The organism is uncultured Shimia sp., assembly GCF_947498095.1.
In the GTDB taxonomy this organism is placed as follows: Bacteria; Pseudomonadota; Alphaproteobacteria; order Rhodobacterales; family Rhodobacteraceae; genus Shimia.
The window spans coordinates 189,762-207,345 of sequence record NZ_CANMJE010000005.1 but is presented as its reverse complement, the minus strand read 5'-3'; the positions used below and the strand labels follow the sequence as shown (position 1 = coordinate 207,345).

General features: G+C 59.4%; 18 protein-coding genes. 12 read left to right on the top strand and 6 right to left on the bottom strand.

Going from position 1 to position 17,584, the window contains the following annotated elements; genetic code table 11:
• The first annotated feature begins 13 nt into the window (after positions 1–13).
• Together Q0932_RS11210 and Q0932_RS11205 are read left to right on the top strand one after the other, a co-directional pair.
• Entirely contained in the window at positions 14–1,471 is a 1,458-nt protein-coding gene (locus Q0932_RS11210) for an HlyD family efflux transporter periplasmic adaptor subunit (protein ID WP_299352521.1), read from the top strand.
• A gap of 6 nt (positions 1,472–1,477) precedes the next feature.
• Positions 1,478–4,873 carry an efflux RND transporter permease subunit gene (locus Q0932_RS11205; protein ID WP_299352519.1) on the top strand — a complete coding sequence of 1,132 codons (3,396 nt, stop codon included), beginning with the start codon at positions 1,478–1,480 and terminating at the stop codon, positions 4,871–4,873.
• Between the two features lie 4 nt (positions 4,874–4,877).
• Here the strand turns inward: Q0932_RS11205 and Q0932_RS11200 are convergent, their stop codons facing one another.
• A complete protein-coding gene (locus tag Q0932_RS11200; RefSeq protein WP_299352517.1) occupies positions 4,878–5,684 on the bottom strand; it encodes a protein-disulfide reductase DsbD domain-containing protein in 807 nt (268 codons plus the stop codon).
• Positions 5,685–5,864: 180 nt separating this feature from the next.
• On the opposite strand from Q0932_RS11200, the gene Q0932_RS11195 reads away from it, so the two are divergent.
• On the top strand, positions 5,865–6,419 hold the full coding sequence (locus tag Q0932_RS11195; protein ID WP_299352667.1) for a YqgE/AlgH family protein: 555 nt from the start codon (positions 5,865–5,867) through the stop codon (positions 6,417–6,419).
• 5 nt (positions 6,420–6,424) lie between these two features.
• Here the strand turns inward: Q0932_RS11195 and Q0932_RS11190 are convergent, their stop codons facing one another.
• Entirely contained in the window at positions 6,425–7,366 is a 942-nt protein-coding gene (locus Q0932_RS11190; protein WP_299352515.1) for an L-threonylcarbamoyladenylate synthase, read from the bottom strand.
• 122 nt (positions 7,367–7,488) lie between these two features.
• On the opposite strand from Q0932_RS11190, the gene Q0932_RS11185 reads away from it, so the two are divergent.
• The 5 genes from Q0932_RS11185 (at position 7,489) to Q0932_RS11165 (ending at position 11,602) form a co-directional block, all read left to right on the top strand.
• Positions 7,489–9,207, top strand: a complete 1,719-nt coding sequence (locus Q0932_RS11185) for an acyl-CoA dehydrogenase (protein WP_299352513.1) — start codon at positions 7,489–7,491, stop codon at positions 9,205–9,207.
• Entirely contained in the window at positions 9,204–10,247 is a 1,044-nt protein-coding gene (locus tag Q0932_RS11180; RefSeq protein ID WP_299352511.1) for an MBL fold metallo-hydrolase, read from the top strand. The genes Q0932_RS11185 and Q0932_RS11180 overlap by 4 nt, the downstream gene beginning before the upstream one ends.
• 5 nt (positions 10,248–10,252) lie before the next feature.
• Complete coding sequence (locus tag Q0932_RS11175; protein ID WP_299352509.1) at positions 10,253–10,711, top strand: DUF6173 family protein; 459 nt, start codon at positions 10,253–10,255, stop codon at positions 10,709–10,711.
• An 88-nt stretch (positions 10,712–10,799) separates the two neighbouring features.
• Positions 10,800–10,934 (top strand): aa3-type cytochrome c oxidase subunit IV, encoded by a 135-nt coding sequence (locus tag Q0932_RS11170; RefSeq protein ID WP_127113754.1) that lies wholly within the window; start codon positions 10,800–10,802, stop codon positions 10,932–10,934.
• 23 nt (positions 10,935–10,957) lie between these two features.
• Positions 10,958–11,602: a hypothetical protein gene (locus Q0932_RS11165; protein ID WP_299352503.1), complete on the top strand. Its 645-nt coding sequence runs from the start codon at positions 10,958–10,960 to the stop codon at positions 11,600–11,602.
• Between the two features lie 13 nt (positions 11,603–11,615).
• Here the strand turns inward: Q0932_RS11165 and Q0932_RS11160 are convergent, their stop codons facing one another.
• Both Q0932_RS11160 and Q0932_RS11155 read right to left on the bottom strand, forming a co-directional pair.
• Entirely contained in the window at positions 11,616–11,942 is a 327-nt protein-coding gene (locus Q0932_RS11160) for an AzlD domain-containing protein (protein ID WP_299352501.1), read from the bottom strand.
• Positions 11,939–12,652 carry an AzlC family ABC transporter permease gene (locus tag Q0932_RS11155; RefSeq protein WP_299352499.1) on the bottom strand — a complete coding sequence of 238 codons (714 nt, stop codon included), beginning with the start codon at positions 12,650–12,652 and terminating at the stop codon, positions 11,939–11,941. The genes Q0932_RS11160 and Q0932_RS11155 overlap by 4 nt, the downstream gene beginning before the upstream one ends.
• Before the next feature lie 53 nt (positions 12,653–12,705).
• On the opposite strand from Q0932_RS11155, the gene Q0932_RS11150 reads away from it, so the two are divergent.
• From Q0932_RS11150 to glp, 4 genes are read left to right on the top strand one after another with little or no spacing between them, the layout of a single operon-like run.
• Positions 12,706–13,593, top strand: coding sequence for a formate dehydrogenase accessory sulfurtransferase FdhD (locus Q0932_RS11150; protein ID WP_299352497.1), 888 nt, complete (start codon positions 12,706–12,708; stop codon positions 13,591–13,593).
• A gap of 48 nt (positions 13,594–13,641) precedes the next feature.
• Complete coding sequence (gene mobA, locus Q0932_RS11145; protein WP_299352495.1) at positions 13,642–14,259, top strand: molybdenum cofactor guanylyltransferase MobA; 618 nt, start codon at positions 13,642–13,644, stop codon at positions 14,257–14,259.
• Positions 14,260–14,262: 3 nt separating this feature from the next.
• On the top strand, positions 14,263–14,754 hold the full coding sequence (gene mobB, locus Q0932_RS11140) for a molybdopterin-guanine dinucleotide biosynthesis protein B (RefSeq protein ID WP_299352493.1): 492 nt from the start codon (positions 14,263–14,265) through the stop codon (positions 14,752–14,754).
• Positions 14,751–16,010: a gephyrin-like molybdotransferase Glp gene (gene glp, locus Q0932_RS11135; RefSeq protein WP_299352491.1), complete on the top strand. Its 1,260-nt coding sequence runs from the start codon at positions 14,751–14,753 to the stop codon at positions 16,008–16,010. Before mobB ends, glp begins: the two co-directional genes overlap by 4 nt.
• A gap of 6 nt (positions 16,011–16,016) precedes the next feature.
• On the opposite strand, the gene Q0932_RS11130 is transcribed toward glp, so the two are convergent.
• Complete coding sequence (locus Q0932_RS11130) at positions 16,017–17,036, bottom strand: hypothetical protein (RefSeq protein ID WP_299352489.1); 1,020 nt, start codon at positions 17,034–17,036, stop codon at positions 16,017–16,019.
• A 35-nt stretch (positions 17,037–17,071) separates the two neighbouring features.
• Positions 17,072–17,542, bottom strand: a complete 471-nt coding sequence (greA, locus tag Q0932_RS11125) for a transcription elongation factor GreA (RefSeq protein WP_299352487.1) — start codon at positions 17,540–17,542, stop codon at positions 17,072–17,074.
• Positions 17,543–17,584: the final 42 nt, after the last annotated feature.

Below are 17,584 nucleotides of genomic sequence, written 5' to 3'. Positions count from 1 at the left end.
AGAGCACGGCCCGATGAGATTTCTCAGACAAAGCCTGACAGGATTGCTCCTGCTTGCCATGACACTGGCCTTTGTGGCTGTGGCCGGCAGTCTGATGTTTGGTGCCGTGTCTGAACGCATGGCCCGCGACTCGCGCCCGCCGCAGGGCAGTGAACGGGTGTTTGCGGTGAACGTTCTGACGGCCGAACCGGCACGGGTTGCGCCCGAATTGGTCGCCTTCGGAGAAGTCCGCAGTCGGCGCAGCCTGGAAGTTCGGGCCAAGACCGCAGGTACAATCACATCCCTGTCGCCGCGTTTTGAAGAAGGCGGCATGGTTACCCAAGGCGACACTCTGGTGCAGATTGACCCGGTGCCCGCCGAATTTGCACTGACGCGGGCGCAAAATGACTTGCTGGATGCCGAAGCCGAACAGCGCGATGCCGCGCGGGTTCTGGAACTGGCGCGGGACGAATTGGCCGCAGCCGAGGCGCAATGGGGTTTGCGACAAAAAGCTCTAGACCGCCAGCTTGACCTGTTGGCCCGCGAGGTCACAACCTCGGCCGCCGTAGAAACCGCCGAGATTGCGGTGTCATCAGCCAATCAGGCCGTGGTCACCCGGCGTCAATCCGAGGCACAGGCCGAAGCGCGTGTGGATCAGGCCGTGACCCGGCTCGAGAGGGCGCGTGTGGCCAAGGCAGAGGCCGAACGGGCGCTGGATCAGACAACGCTTGTCGCCGGGTTTTCGGGCACCTTGTCCGAAGTCGCCGTCGTCAAAGGCCGCTTGGTGTCGGTCAACGAGAAACTGGCCACACTGATTGATGCCGAAGCGCTTGAAGTCGCCTTTCGGGTTTCGACCGCGCAATATGTGCGGCTTGTCGGGGAAAGCGGGCAGTTGCCCGCCTCTGAAGTGACCGCAACCTTGAACGTCTTCGGCGAGAATTTGGTTGCGACGGGTGTGATTTCCCGCGAGAGCGCTATTGTAGGTGAGGGTGAAACCGGGCGACGTCTGTTTGCGCGGCTGGACGCGCCACGTGGATTGAAGCCCGGCGATTTCGTCACCGTGCGTGTCCGTGAGGCCATGATGGAGAACGTCGTTAAGCTGCCTGCAACGGCGATGGATGCCCAAGGCCGTGTGATGGTCGTGGATGAAAACAATCGCCTTGAGGCCATTTCGGTGACCTTGTTGCGGCGTCAAGGCGATGAAATTCTTTTGTCCGGTGAAGAGATTGCGGGCCAGAAAATCGTGACGCGACTGACGCCACTTCTGGGGCCAGGCATTCAGGTTAAGCCGCTGGCAAGCGGCCAAACTCAGGTCAATGACGAGCCTGATATGGTGGCCTTGGATGAAACGACCCGCGCCCGCCTGATTGCCGCCATCGAAGCCAATGAGGGCATGCCCGACGACCGCAAAGCCAGAGTGCTTGAGTTGCTGGCACAACCCGAGATCCCTGCGCGCCTGTTGGAGCGTATCCAAAGCCGGATGGGGGGGTAAGCGGCCATGCGACGCGTCTCGGGACCCGCTGGCGGCTTGCTGTCATACTTCACCCGCCATGGCACAGCAGCGAACCTGTTGCTAGTGGTGCTGATTGTTGCGGGTCTTGTTGCGGTACCTCGGATGCGGGCGCAGTTTTTCCCTGATGTGATCCTAGATAGCGTCCGAGTGAGCGTGATATGGGAGGGGGCCGGAGCCGCCGACATAGATGCTGCGATCGTGCAAGTGCTCGAGCCTGCCATGCTGGGTGTCGAAGGTGTGGAAAGCACCAATTCACGGTCCACTGAAGGCAGTGCCAATATCGCGCTGGAGTTTGAACCAGGTTGGGATATGGGGCGTGCCGCGGATGACGTACAGGCGGCTGTCGATGCGGTCACGACCCTACCGGCAGATGCCGAAGACCCCAAGGTTCGCCGCAATGCGTGGCGAGATCGGGTGACAGATGTGGTGGTCACCGGGCCGGTCGATCCGGCCCAACTGGCGCGCTATACGGATGAATTTGTCACACGGCTTTTTGCCGAAGGCGTCACCCGCACAACGATCCGCGGGCTGGCCGCACCACAGACTGTGGTGGAGGTTTCGACCGTTGATCTGATGAGTTATGACGTCAGCATCGAAGAGATTGCCAACGCGATCCAGCAAGAGGTGGATGCCGATCCGGCGGGCGATGTCGAAGGCGCCAATGCGCGGGTTCGAACCGGTGTTGAAAAACGCGCTCCCGACCAGATCGAAGGTATTGTTCTGCGTTCGAACCCGGATGGATCAAAGCTTCTGATCGGCGATGTGGCCAACGTGCGTGTCGAAGGTGTCACCCGCAACCGCACTTATTACGTCGGCGAAAACCCGGCCATGTCGGTGCGCGTGGATCGCAGCGACAAGGGCGATGCCATTGGCATCCAGGCAACTGTCGAAGAGGTCGCGGCCAAGATGCAGACCACTTTGCCCCGAGGGGTGACGGTCGAGTTGATCCGCACCCGCGCCGAGGCGATCTCGAGCCGCTTGAGCCTTTTGCTGGACAACGGTCTGGTGGGGCTTGCACTCGTGGTGAGCCTTTTGTTCCTGTTCCTCAACGCGCGCACGGCGCTTTGGGTGGCCGCGGGCATTCCCGTGGCGATGTTGGCGACGATTGCGTTGATGTATGGGCTGGGGCTGACGATCAATATGATCTCGCTCTTTGCGCTGATCATCACACTGGGGATTGTGGTGGATGATGCCATTGTGGTGGGGGAACATGCCGACCACAGGGCGCGAAATCTGGGTGAGTCACCTGTAGTTGCTGCCGAGAATGCCGCGGGCCGGATGTCGATGCCGGTGTTTTCAGCGACGCTGACCACGGTGATTGCGTTCTTCGGATTGACTGTGATCTCGGGACGCTTTGGCGACTTGATTGCCGATGTGCCGTTCACGGTGATCGCCGTGTTGCTGGCCTCGCTGGTGGAATGCTTCCTGATCCTGCCCAACCATATGGCACATGCGTTGAAACACTCGGCCAAAGAACATTGGTATGACTTGCCAAGCCGCGTGGTCAATCGAGGTTTCCGAGTGTTCCGCAATCGCGTGTTCCGCCCGATGATGGGGCTGATTGTCTGGGCGCGCTATCCGGTTCTGGGTCTGGCGACCGTGGTGCTGGCCAGCCAGCTGGCGCTGTTCGTCGGCGGCGACGTTAAGTGGCGGTTCTTCAACGCGCCCGAGCGTGGGTCGGTGACCGGGAACTTCTTTATGCTGCCCTCGGCCAACCGCGACGATACGTTGGCGATGATGCGCGAGTTGCAGCGTGCGACCGAAGACTTGGGTGCTGAGTATGAAGAGCGCTATGGCCGCAATCCGCTGGATTATGTCATGGCTGAGATTGGCGGCAACTCTGGGCGGGGCCTGTCTAGTGCGGATGCTCTGGACGCGGACCTCAAGGGGGGGATAGCGATTGAATTGATCGACGCGGATCTACGCCCCTATTCCAGTTTTGCCTTTGTCGCCGAGTTGCAGGAAAGGGTGCAGAAGCATCCGCTTGTCGACACAGTGAGCTTTCGTGGTTGGCGGTCGGGTCCGGGCGGGGATGCGCTGGACGTCCAGTTCTTTGGCGCCAGTTCCGAGGACCTGAAACAGGCGGCCGAGGCGCTTAAAACCGCCGTGGCAGTGTTCCCGGAAGTGTCCGCCGTCGAGGACAACCTGGCCTATGACAAAGAAGAGCTGATCCTGGAGTTGACGCCACAGGGCCGTGCGCTGGGCTTTGAGATCGACGGGCTGGGGCGCATGTTGCGCCATCGCCTGAACGGCCTTGAGGCCGCGACCTATCCGGACGGGCCACGCTCGGCCGAAATAAGAGTGCAGGTGCCAAGCCACGAGTTAACGGCGAATTTCCTTGAAGGCAGTTTGATGCGCTCTCCTCAGGGCAAATACGTGCCGCTGGCTGATCTGGTAACCGTCGAGCGCCGCACCGGGTTTTCGACGGTACGGCGAGAAAACGGCGTTCGCACCGTAAGTGTCACGGGCGACATTTCCGAGGACGATCCGGCGCGCGCCGAAGAAATCCAGAAATTGCTGGAGGATGATATCCTGCCGCTGATCGCCTCGACCCAACAGGTCGATTGGCGCATGGCCGGTCTGGCAGAACAGGAAAACACCTTTTTGAATGATGCGTTGTTGGGGCTGATCATGTGCCTGACCGGGATTTATATCGTGCTGGCCTGGGTCTTTGCCAGCTGGGTGCGTCCGCTGGTGGTCATGGCGATCATTCCATTCGGATTGGTAGGGACGATCTATGGTCATCACTTCCACGAAGTGCCTTTGTCGATGTTCACGGTGGTGGGCTTGTTAGGGCTGACCGGCATTATCATCAACGACAGTATCGTGCTGGTCAGTACTGTGGATGAACACGCTGAAACGCGCGGGCTAGTACCGTCGATCATTGATGGGGCAGCGGACCGGTTGCGCCCGGTCATGTTGACGTCGGCGACGACCGTGCTGGGGCTGGCGCCCTTGTTGTTTGAGCGCTCGCAGCAGGCGCAGTTCCTGAAGCCCACCGTGATCACGCTGGTCTATGGGCTGGGCTTTGGTCTGGTGCTGGTGCTGTTGGTGGTACCGGCACTAATCGCTGTGCAGGAAGACGTGATGCGTCAGTTCCAGGCGTTGCGACGTGCCATGCGCAATGTCAAAATGCGGCCGCTTATGGGGATTTCGGGGGTGTTGATGGCCGCGTGGTTTGTGGCGACGATGGGCTATGCGGTCATAACTGGCGGCGTGTTTCCGCCCTTGGCGCAGGTTCTACCGATGTTGTCCGGTGCGCCGAACCTGATAATCGTGCTGATTGTCTTTTTCTTTGGCGCTTGGGCGCTGACGATCGTGATATTCAGCGCGGCCGGGATACGCCTGACGATGGCGCGACGCCGCGCAGAGCAGACCTGAACGATCAGCCTGCGCCGCAACCCAGAATATCGACCGCGTGGCGTTTGCCTAAAACTGTAAAGCGCAAGGTTGAGCGGTCGACCATAAAGCTGGCCCCGTCGACATGCATCATGTCGCTTTGGGCGATCAGAACGCCACCGTCGCGGCGGGTTTTGGTTTCGCTGACCCAGACGTTTGGATTGTCCATTTCCATCACGGCAATTTCGGCGCCGCCCGCGCTGGGCAAGTGCAGGCGCGCTTCAACCCGCAACCCGTCTTCAATCGGAGAAATCCGGCAGGTCGCCCTGCTCAGACCCGCCTCAGACGCCGAAAGCGGGCGCGACGCGATGGCGGCGGCAATGCGCGGATCCCGTTCACCACCCGAAGCCGGAATTTTGCCGGTCAGTTTCAATCGCTGAGGCACGCAGATATCCCGGCAAACACCGATATCCAAAAGGGCCTTGAGGCGGATGGTTTTGCCCGGCTTTTTGGGGTCGATCTGAACCGGCAGGATCAGTTCCTGTTCATAGCCGATTGACCGCATGCCATTTTGTGAAAACACGTCGGGTGTAGGCCAAGTCAGGTTGGCGCTGCGGATGTTGCCCGAGCCGCTCCAATCGATGCGTGGCGGAATGCCCGCATCACCGGGGCTGCGCCAATAGGTCTTCCAGCCGGGGTTCAGCGTGATCCGGATCGCGGCCATGTGCGTGCCATCAGATTGCTGCCATCCAGGCAGGATTTCAGCCTGCACCACCCGGTCAAAGGATTGCGCTTGGCCGGGGCCGACAAGGCCCGCCAACAGGACGAACGAAAGGGCAAGGTATTTCCACATGTCTTCTATGTGCGGGATGATGCGGCGGATGCCAACTCACAACTGGGCGAGAAATCGTGTGTTTGTTGTAACATGACCCCTGTCAAAGCGTTGCTCGGGGCTTGCGCAGTCCGTGGGCGGGGCGCATCTTGGGATGACGAAAAAGGAGAGCCTGAGTTGACCGACTCAACTAATGCAGAAATGGATCTGACTGGCAAAATCCTGATTGCCATGCCGGGCATGGGTGATCCGCGGTTTGCGCATTCTGTGGTGCTTTTGTGTGCGTATTCCGAAGACGGCGCGATGGGCTTAATCGTCAACAAGTCCGTCGAAGGCATGGCGTTGGCGGAACTGTTTGAGCAGCTTGAGATCGAGGCCAAAGGTGAAAGCGGGACGCGTGATGTGTTTTTTGGTGGCCCGGTCGAAACGGGGCGTGGCTTTGTCCTGCACACACCAGACTACCGTTCAGAACTGTCGACGCTGGATATTGATGGTCGCTTTGCCATGACGGCAACCCAAGACGTGCTGGAAGAAATAGCCGAGGGCAGAGGTCCGTCGGGCGCGTTGGTGGCCTTGGGCTATTCGGGCTGGGGACCGGGGCAGCTTGAGGCTGAGATTGCCGACAATGGTTGGCTGATCGCTGAACCGACGCAGGCACTGGTGTTTCATGAAGATCCGGCCAATGTCTGGCCGGAAGCACTAAAAAGCCTTGGCATTGACCCGATCACCCTGTCGGCAACTGCTGGGCACGCCTGAACAGGTTAGGGCCGTGGCGCTGCAGCGCGACGCAAACGGTCGTTGATCGCGCGTCCAAGTCCATGATCTGGAATTGGTGACACGGCAATCGTTTCAGGTTCCAATGCATCCATCTTGTGCAAGTAACCAAAGAGATTGGCGGCGGCCTCGATCAGATCGCCGGCGGGTGACAGATTCAGTGTCGCGTCAACCGATCCAAAGCCCAAGAGCATCTCGTTTTCGTGCAGGTCGGTTGCGTTCAGGCGCATCGGCGCGCCGGGCGCGTAGTGCGAAGTCATCTGCCCGGGGGCTGTTAACGGATCGCCCGTGTGATGCCGCGCCAGAGGCGCGCCCAATGCGGCCTCGATCGCTTCCGACGGCAAACCGCCGGGGCGCAGCAGCGTCGGCGTGTCGGACAGCCCAAGGATGGTGGATTCCAGTCCAACGCCGCAGGGACCGCCATCCAGAATAGCGGCGATCCGACCTGACAGACCCGCCGTAACATGGGCAGCCGAAGTCGGGCTGATCTTGCCGGATGGGTTGGCAGAGGGCGCGGCGACGGGACCACCAAAGGTTTCCAGTAGCTTTTTGGCCACGGTATGTTCAGGTACTCGGATGGCCAGTGTTGGCAGGTCCGCAGTGACCAAAGTTGAGAGGCCGCTGTTGGGTTTCAGAGGCAGGACCAGCGTCATTGGTCCAGGCCAAAAGGCACTCGCCAGACGATCGGCATCATCGTTCCACGTCACGTATTGCTTGGCGACGTCGACCGAAGGCACATGCACGATCAGCGGGTTGAACCGCGGACGACCCTTGGCTTCAAATATCCGCGCCACGGCCATATCATCGCGGGCATCGCCGCCAAGGCCATAGACTGTCTCGGTTGGAAAGGCGACCAGCTGCCCCTCGCCCAAGAGGGCGGCAGCGCAGTCAAAACCCGCGCGATCAGGGGTGAGGGTCTGTGTCTTCACGTTGCTACCTTCCGTGACGCTGCGTTTTTCTATGTCGGGCGCAGACGTCCCCTTACCTTGGGGCGCAAAGCTAAATACAAGCGCCCGCGAGTATTGCCAAGCTGTAACCGAAGGAGAGTGCCATGCCTTATCGCGCCCCAGTTGCCGACTATCAGTTCCTGTTCGATCATGTGGTGGATCTGAACGCTGTGACCTCGACCGAGCGGTTTTCCGATGCCGACAAGGATGTCACCGACGCGATCCTGACCGAAGCCGGGCGCATGTGCGAAAAGGTCATGTATCCCGTACAGCGCAATGGTGATCTGGATGGCGCGGTTCTGGAAAACGGTGTTGTGCGCACCTCGAAAGGCTTTGCCGAGGCCTATGCGCAAGTTGCAGAAGGTGGCTGGATTTCGACAAGCGCTGATCCGGAGTATGGGGGCATGGGGCTGCCGCATACGATCACCACGGCGGTGAACGAAATGATGAGTGGCGCCTGCCTTTCGCTGCAGCTGAACCCGTTGATGACACAAGGCCAGATCGAGGCGCTGGAGCATCACGCCAGCGATGAGATCAAGGCCGTGTACTTGCCGAAACTGATTTCGGGCACGTGGGCGGGGACGATGAACCTGACCGAACCACAGGCCGGCTCGGATGTAGGCGCGTTGCGCTCAAAGGCCGAACCAAACGGTGACGGATCTTTTTCGGTCTCGGGTCAGAAGATCTACATTTCGTGGGGCGACAACGACTTTACCGAGAACGTCTGCCATCTGGTGTTGGCGCGTTTGCCGGATGGTGTTCCCGGCACAAAAGGCATCAGCCTTTTTATCGTGCCGCGCAACATTCCGGACGAAAATGGTGATCCCGGCGTGGCCAACAGCCTTAAGGTGGTGAGCCTAGAGCATAAAATGGGCCTGCACGGTTCGCCGACGGCAGTGATGCAGTTTGACGGTGCGCAGGGGTGGCTCGTGGGCAAGCCCCATGACGGGATGCGTGCAATGTTCACGATGATGAACAACGCGCGCCTGGGTGTTGGATGTCAGGGCATCGGCGTGGCCGAAGGCGCCTATCAGCACGCACTGGCCTATGCGCTTGAGCGCAAACAAGGCCGCACTCCTGTTGAGGGTGGCGCCGGCACGATTGTCGATCATGCCGACGTGCGCCGGATGCTGGCGACGATGAAAGCTGATACCTTTGCCGCGCGTGCCATCGCAATGGATTGCGCCGTGGCGATCGACATGGGCACCGCCACTGGAGATGCGGAATGGAAGGCCCGTGCGGCGTTCCTAACCCCGATAGCCAAGGCTTTTGGCACGGATACCGGGATCGCGGTTTCGGAAATGGGCGTGCAGGTGCATGGCGGTATGGGGTTCATCGAAGAAACCGGTGCAGCGCAGTACAGCCGGGATGTGCGCGTGACAGCCATCTATGAGGGCACCAACGGCATCCAGTCGATGGACCTTGTGGGGCGCAAGCTGATGGACGGTGGTGAGGCGGCTTATCGTCTCTTGGACGAGATCGAAGCCCATGCCGAAGGCGCTCGCGCCAAGCTGCCAGAATTGGCAGAGCCGGTATGGCAAGCAACCGAAACCCTGCGCGAAACCACGGAGTGGTTGGTGGCGCAGGACGACATGAACAACCGTTTTGCCGGATCGGTGCCATTCCTCAAGGGGTTTGCCCGTGTGCTCGGTGCGCATTACCACCTTAAGGCCGCGATGGGCGAAGACGACTATGGTGCACGCAGCAGGCTTGCGCGTTTTTACATCACTCGTATGCTGCCCGAACATTCGGGACTGTTGGCACATTCTGTGCGCGGGGCCGAGGATTTGTATTCAATCAGCGTGGATGACCTGAGCCTATGAGTGATGACCTGACCGGGATTCGATATCCATGGGATGAGCCTCCGGCCCAGGGTGAAGCAATTGAAGTGGCCAAGGGCGTGTTGTGGATGCGCCTGCCGTTGCCGATGGCGCTGGATCACGTCAATGTCTACGCGTTGGATGACGGCGACAGCTGGACGCTGATCGACACCGGTTTTTCGTCAAAACGCGGCAAAAAGATCTGGACCTCACTCATGGAGGGGCCTTTGGCCGGGAAACCGGTCAAACGTGTGATTGTGACCCATCACCATCCCGACCATGTCGGGCTTGCCGGGTGGTTCCAGACCGAATTTGGCGCCGAACTGTGGACAACGCGGACCTCTTGGTTGATGGCGCGGATGCTGCAACTCGACGAACAGGCTGTTCCGACCCAAGAGACGATGGCCTTTTACAAAGCTTGCGGCATGGACGAAGAGGTGTTCAACCAGCGCGCCAGCGAACGGCCGTTCAATTTTTCCGATGTCGTGGATCCAATGCCTGTGGGCTACAAGCGCATCAAAGAAGGTGACGTGCTGCGAATCGGGGGTCGCGACTGGGATGTGCGCATCGGCAATGGCCACGCCCCCGAACATGCCACTTTCTGGAGCAGGGATGACAATCTCGTGATTTCAGGCGACCAGATCTTGCCCTCGATCAGCTCGAACATCGGTGTCTATGCCACCGAACCAGACGCGGACCCCGTAGGGGATTGGCTGGAAAGTTGCGAACGGCTTGCTCAGTTCGGGCGGCCGGATCATCTGGTGCTGGGAGGCCACAAACTGCCCTTTACCGGGCTGAAATTGCGTATGAAGCAATTGGTGGAAAACCATCACGGCGCTCTGGATCGCCTTTTGGATCATCTGGACGACCCCAAGACCGGCGGCGAGTGTTTCCTGCCGATTTTCAAACGCAACATCGGTGGGTCCGCCTACGGGCTGGCGCTGGTCGAAGCGATTGCCCATTTGAATCACTTGTACCATGTTGGCAAAGTGACCCGCATCATGCGCGAGGATGGTGCGTGGCTCTGGCAACGTAAAGGGTAAGACATATGGGTGACGAAATCGAAACAAGCGCTGAAGCCGCCGAAGCTGCCGCGCTGCCGCGCCGCCACGAGGTTCACGCCGATCCGGATGTGGAGCCCTGCAAGGATATCCCTGACTCGGTGGCGCAGACGCCCGTCGAACAGAAAAGTCCGGCAGAATGGGCTTATGAACGCCTGATCCTCTATATCCAGAACTTTGAACAGCAACTCGATAATGAGCACGAAGTTGCGATGGGGTTTACCGGGGGAGACGCGGGTGTTTTGCGGATCGAGGGCATGGGTTTTTTTGATCCCGACATGATCACCTTTTACGGATCGGATTCGGTGGGCGTCAAAACCCAGTTGGTCCAACACGTGAGCCAGCTTTCGGTCATGCTGCGGGCCTTGCCCAAACCCACTCAGGAAGAACCACCCACCCGCATTGGGTTCCGATTGGCGGCCGATTTGGCCAGTAAAGGCGACTGATCCAAAAGGCCTGTGCGCGAATGACGTGGTGACAGGCCCTTTCGAATCCGTTAATCAGCAAAAAACGACGATACAAGGACGACGCGACATGGCCGACCACAAGCATGGATCGATGAACACAGACGTTCAGGAAAAAACTTTTGCAGGTTTTGTTAAAGCCTCGACATGGGTTGCAGGTGTTTCCATCGGCATTCTGATCTTTCTCGCGATCTTTAACAGCTGATCCCAAATAGCTTGGTGACCCTCATGGCTCCTGTTGTACGACTGATTGCGGTCTTGATGGCCGTATTTGTGCTGGCTGGCTGTGAAGTCAACAAAGAGACCCGCACCGCGGAAGAGATTCAGGCAGCGGCTTATCAGCACGATGGGCCTCCGTCGCTAACCCTTTACACGATGGTCAGCAATGACACGGGCAAAGGCGCGCATACGTCATTGTTGATCAATGGATCGCAACGCGTTGCTTGGGATCCTGCGGGTAGTTTCCGTGCTGAAAGCATCATCGCCAGCGGCGATGTGGTTTATGGCATGACTCCGCAGATGGTTGATCTTTATACCCGGTTCCACGCGCGCGAGACCTATCACGTGATCATTCAGGAATTGCCGGTCAGTGCCGCCGTTGCCGAACAGGCGCTCAGGACTGTGATGTCTCATGGCGCAGTGCCTCAGGCCACCTGTGCCGCGAGTACATCTGCCATCTTACGGACATTGCCGGGCTTCGAAGGTATTCCGTCCACGTATTACCCGCTGAAACTCTATGAAGGGTTCAAGCAGTACGGTCCGACCGAAAGCAAGCTTTTCGAGTATGATGGCGACGACAAGTCTAAAGTGCTGGAAGCCTATGACGCTCAGCGGGTCGCAGAAACGCGGGCCACGCGCAAGGCTGCTAACTAAGCGCGATGAGCGCTTATCCCAACAGATACAGCCCACCGAAAAGCACTACACCGCCTGCGAGGATCGACAGGATCACGTTCTTGGTAACATAGCCTAATGTCAGCGTTGTTGCCGCAGCGGCCAGACGCGCCGGGTCTGTTTCGCCGCCGGTTGCCGCAGGCCAAACCGCCAAAGGCGCCACAAGCCCCGGCAAAATCGCCACAGCCGTATAGCGCAAATGCCGCAAGAGCCATGCGGGCAGGGGACGGTCTCCGACCAGCCCCAGGAACAGAAAGCGCATCCCGAAACTGCCGAGACCAAGGCCAAAGATCACGATCCACAATTCGGTCTGGCTGATCATGTGTCAGCCCTCCGTGCAACGATCACTTCGGTTTGTGCCCCCGCCATCATACCGCCAAGTCCTGCGACCATGAGACCCAGGTTGTAGGGCACCCAGGCAAAACATAGCGCCAGTGCAACCGACACAAGTGCCGCCACCAGATGCGCGCCAGTACGCAGCATCGGTCCGATCATCGCCAGAAAAGTGATCGGAACCGCGAAATCAAGCGCCATCCAAGGCGGTATAGATTGCCCGACAAGCGCGCCGACAAGCGTGAACAGATACCAATTCGGACATACGGGCGAGACAGTGCCCATGAAGTAGGCCACCCGCTCGGGCAGCGTCATCTTGGGTTCAGTCTCAAATTTCAGCACGCTCAGCGCATAAGACTGATCGACCGTGAAATAGGCCATGATCGCGCGTTGCCACCCCGGAGCGGCGCCCAAATAGGGCGTGAGTGATGCGGAATACATCGCCATCCGAAGGTTCACCGCCAGCGACGATGCCAGCACCACAAAGGTCGGTGCGTTCTCGGTCATCAGTTGTAAGGCCGTAAACTGGGCTGCCCCGGCAATGACAACAACGGACATGCTGAGGATTTCAAAAACGCTTAACCCGGCCTCTGTGGCGATCACGCCAAACAGCGTCGAAAACGGAATAATCACCACGATAAACGGCGTCGCGTCGCGAAAACCTTTCCAATACGCTGATTTGACACTGGAGGATGCCATCGCCTGATCCTAAGTTGAGTCTGCTAGACTGCCCTAACCTTCCAGTCACGGAGATGCAATTGGCCACCACCCCAGAGAGCGGCGCCTATCTGATCGCCCCCGATCCTTCCCGAGCCGGATTAACCCGCGAGGTAACGGGAACGGATCAATATGGGCAGGCCGTGACGTTGTCCGTGGTCGAAGAACGTCCGCTGACGATCTTTCTCAACAGTCGCGAGATCGTGACTGCCATGACCATCGGTGACTACCCGAAATACCTGGCGCTTGGGTTCCTGCGTAATCAAGGCATGCTGAGTGACGCTGACGTTGTGACAGGCGTGGATTTTGACGAAGAACTGGAGACCGTTGTCGTCCGCACCGAGCATGAGACCAGCCACGAAGAAAAACTCCAGAAAAAGACCCGCACTTCGGGCTGTGCCGTGGGCACCGTGTTTGGCGACATGATGGAAGGCATCGAGGAGCTGACCCTGCCGGATACTTCAGTGAAGACGTCGGACCTTTATGCGCTGGCTCATCAGATCAATCGCACGCCGTCGCTTTACCTCGAAGCTGGTGCAATCCACGGCACCGTGCTGTGCCAGGGAAATCGCCCGCTGGTCTATATGGAGGATGTCGGACGCCACAACGCCGTCGACAAGATCGCAGGCTGGATGTTTGACCAAGATGTCCCGGCGGATGACAAACTGCTCTACACCACGGGTCGCCTGACATCAGAGATGGTCATCAAGACCGCGCTCATGGGCATTTCCGTTTTGGCCTCGCGCTCGGGGTTTACTGCATGGGGTGTTGAGATTGCCCAGCAGGTTGGCCTGACGCTGATTGGCCGCATGCGTGGCCAGCGCTTTGTCTGCCTAGCCGGCGAACACCGCCTGATCCGCGATGTAGACCCTGCGACCGTGCCGCAGGAAGACAAGAAACATCGCCGGAAATCGGGTGGCTGACGCCATGCTTCGTATTGCCAAAAATACTCCCGCCGGAGGCGCAAAATCATGAAACAGCCGGTTGGTGTTATTCTCGCGGGCGGTCGTGCAACCCGGATGGGTGGTGGCGATAAGGGACTGTTAGACCTGAATGGCAAGTCGATCCTGACACATGTGATAGAGCGGCTAGAGCCGCAAGTTGCAGGCTTGGCGTTGAATGCCAATGGCGACGCGGATCGTTTTGCAAACACTGGCTTGCCCGTTTTGCCCGACAGTATTGCCGAATTTCCCGGCCCATTGGCAGGGGTGTTGGCCGGGCTCGATTGGGCGGCAGGGCAGGGCGCCGACACAATTGTGACCGCGGCGGCGGACACACCGTTTTTTCCTTGCGATTTGGTGCCGCAGTTGATGCTGGCAGCTGAAGGCATGGCGCAGCCCGTGGCCCTTGCCGCCAGCCGGGACCCAGACAGTGGCAACTTGTGGCGGCAGCCGACGTTTGGCTTGTGGCCGGTGTCTCTGCGCGATGATTTGCGCGCCGCGTTACAAGATGGGCTGCGCAAAGTGGTGATGTGGACTGACCGGCACGGCGGTGTTCTGGCCGAATTTCCGGTAGGGCGCGTCGATCCGTTTTTCAACGTCAATACGCCCGAAGAGCTTGCGCAGGCGCGGCGCATGGCCAAAGAATAACCCATGCGCATTTATGGCATCACCGGCTGGAAGAACACAGGCAAGACCACGTTGACCGAACGGCTGGTTGCGGCCTTTGTCGGGCGCGGGCTGAGCGTGTCGACAATCAAACACGCCCACCATGCGGTGGATGTGGATCAGCCAGGCACTGACAGTTTTCGTCACCGCAGCGCCGGGGCAGGGCAGGTGATCCTGGCTTCGGCCAGCCGCTGGGCCTTGATGAACGAACAGCGCGACGCGCCCGAGCCCACGGTTGAAGAGTTGATTGCGCGTCTTGATCCGGTCGATATCGTGCTGATCGAGGGCTACAAAACCGCGCCTCACCCCAAGATCGAAACCTCGCGCGAGGTAGCAGGGCGGGCGCTGATTGCCCCAAACAATCCCAGCATCCGCGCGGTTGCTGCGGATTACGCAGCGCCGACCGACCTGCCGGTTTTTGACCTTGACGATGTCGAGAGCATCGCCGATTTCATCGTGAAAGACACTGCCTCGTGACCCTGAAACCTCCCCCTTTGAAAAACGATTGTTTTGCTTTGCCGGCTGGCACCCACTGGACGCCGGTTGACGAGGCGTTAGAGACTTTGCGTGCGCGGTTGCGGCCTGTGACAGGCGTCGAAACGGTTGTTCTGGCAGAGGCGTTGGACCGGATTTTGGCAACCGATGTGGTCGCCGCGCGATCGAACCCTCCGCAACCTAATTCTGCGGTTGATGGTTACGCAATGCGCCACGCGGATATCATTGAAGGCCCGCAAAGCTTGCCACTGGTTGATGGGCGCGCGGCTGCCGGACAGCCCTTTTTGGGTGATCTACCCGAGGGGTATGTGATCCGCATTTTGACCGGAGCGACACTGCCCGACATGGTCGATACCGTGATCCTGCAAGAGGACGTCACAACAAACGGGCAGAGCATTGCGTTTCACGGACCGTTGAAGAAAGGCGCCAACGCCCGCAAGGCAGGCGAAGACGTGGCGGCTGGAGACGTGATCCTGCCGGCTGGGCGTCGCCTGACCCCGGCCGATCTGGCGTTGCTGGCGGCGACAGGATTGGGACAGGTTGCCGTGCGGCAGCCCTTGCGCGTGGCGATTGTCTCTACCGGCGACGAACTGGCCGAACCGGGCCAAGCGGCGCGCACAGATCAAATCTATGACGCCAACCGCCCCATGCTGATCGCAATGTGTCAACGGTTAGGGTTTCACCCGGTTGATATGGGACGGGCGCCTGATGATCGTGACCATTTACGCACGTTTCTGGACGGGGCAGTGGCACAGGCAGACCTGATCCTGACCTCTGGCGGAGCCTCGGCGGGCGACGAAGACCACATGGCCGCGATCCTGAATGAAACGGGCTCAATGACCCTATGGCGTATGGCGATCAAGCCGGGGCGCCCGCTGGCGCTGGGCCTGTGGGACGGCACACCGGTCTTTGGGCTGCCGGGCAATCCGGTTGCGGCGATGGTCTGCACTTTGATCTTTGCGCGCCCGGCAATGGGGCTGATGGCAGGTGAAGGCTGGCACACCCCGCTGCGCCTGACTGTGCCGGCGGCATTCTCGAAATTCAAGAAACCCGGACGCCGGGAATACCTGCGCGCGCGTCTGCGCGATGGCCACGCCGAAGTGTTCCAGTCTGAGGGGTCAGGACGCATCAGCGGCCTGTCATGGGCCGAAGGTCTGGTGGAATTGCCTGATGGCGAACTGAACATCACTGACGGCACGCCGGTGACGTTTCTGCCCTATGCAGGGTTCGGCCTCTGAGGTTTCTTAGTCGAAAATCCCGGCCACACGTCCCAGCAGCATAAAGGCGCGCGCGGTGCGGGTGTCGGAGAGGGCAGCAATTTGCGCGTCCGAGGCGGTTTCCTCAAACTCAACAAAGGTGCGATCAAAGCGGCGCAGGAAATGGTGTGCGGCATCGCGGAAGATCGTGTCTTGTTTCATGCGTCCGGCGGCCAGCGCCAGCGACGTCCTGTCCCGAATGCCGCCCAGTTGCGCGATCTGTCTCCCCCGCTCTCCGGCGGCAAAACGGCGCCAGATTTCCGGACGGGCCAGATCCGGGCGCAGGTCATCCATGTAGATGCCATCCTGGCTGAGCAGAGTCAGAACATCTTGCGCGGCTTGGATAAGCTGCGAGGCCTGCCGATCCTTAAGTGCTTTGCGAAGCGCGGCGAACCCAACTTTGTCTTCGGCGTTTTCCGGGAAATTCAGGGCGCTGATGAATACTTCGCGGTCCAGCGGTGGTGAGAGATCTTCAACCGGAGTTCCCAAAGCCAACAGGCCCTGATCTTCAGCATCGACCTGTGCCACTTCTGGTTCCGGGGTTTTGCGAATGCCGGGATTGTGATCGCGAGACGAGCTAAATGTGGCCAGCGCCGTTTCAGTTTTGCGTTGTGCTGCTGCAATCTCGTCCAGCTTGCGCGTCACCGAAGGTTCAGCCCCTGTCGCAATAGGGACGCCTTGGGTTTGGGACACATAGGTCCGGCGCATGGCATCAATGGCGGCCTGTAGGCGCGCACTTTCTTCGCGCATGATCCGGCTGGATCGGGCTGCTGTTGCGGCCACCCAGATCATTGCAACCGGCATGAACACAGCAAGCATCGTCATGACAAACTGCAGCGAGTCGCCTTCGCCGGGTGCGCCGCCAAGAATTAGGAAAAAGATCGCTGTTCCAGCCAGCCAGATGCCGGACAGCACAATGGCAATGACCTCGACCCCCGTCACCATCTGGCGCGAGGGTTTGTCATAAATCCCGAGCGGTGTCGGGCGGCTTTCTTTTTCGTCACTCATGGCCATTCCGGTGCCATTGCTACGGTCATTTTACCCTAGCTGAAGGCGATTGTCAGAACTTCATAACTGCGCTCGCCGCCCGGGGTGCGGACTTCGACGCTGTCGCCTTCATCCTTGCCAATCAGCGCGCGCGCAAGGGGAGATTTGATGTTCAAGAGACCCTTTTCGATATTGGCTTCGTGTTCGCCGACGATTTGCCAGGTCTTTTCTTCGTCGGTGTCCTCGTCAACCAGCGTGACGGTGGCACCAAATTTGATCGTGCCAGAGAGCGTGGACGGGTCAATCACCTCTGCCAACGAAATCGCACCTTCGAGTTCCTTGATGCGGCCCTCGATGAAGCCCTGTTTTTCGCGTGCCGAGTGGTACTCGGCATTTTCTTTCAGGTCACCCAATTCGCGCGCGGTCGCGATAGCCTCGATGATGGCCGGGCGCTCAGTGGTCTTGAGCTGCTTCAATTCTGCTTCCAGCGCGGTGTGCCCAGCGCGGGTCATTGGTAGTTTTTCCATGGGTTAAGTCCCGATTTTCAGTTGTCCCACCTTTCGGTGCGG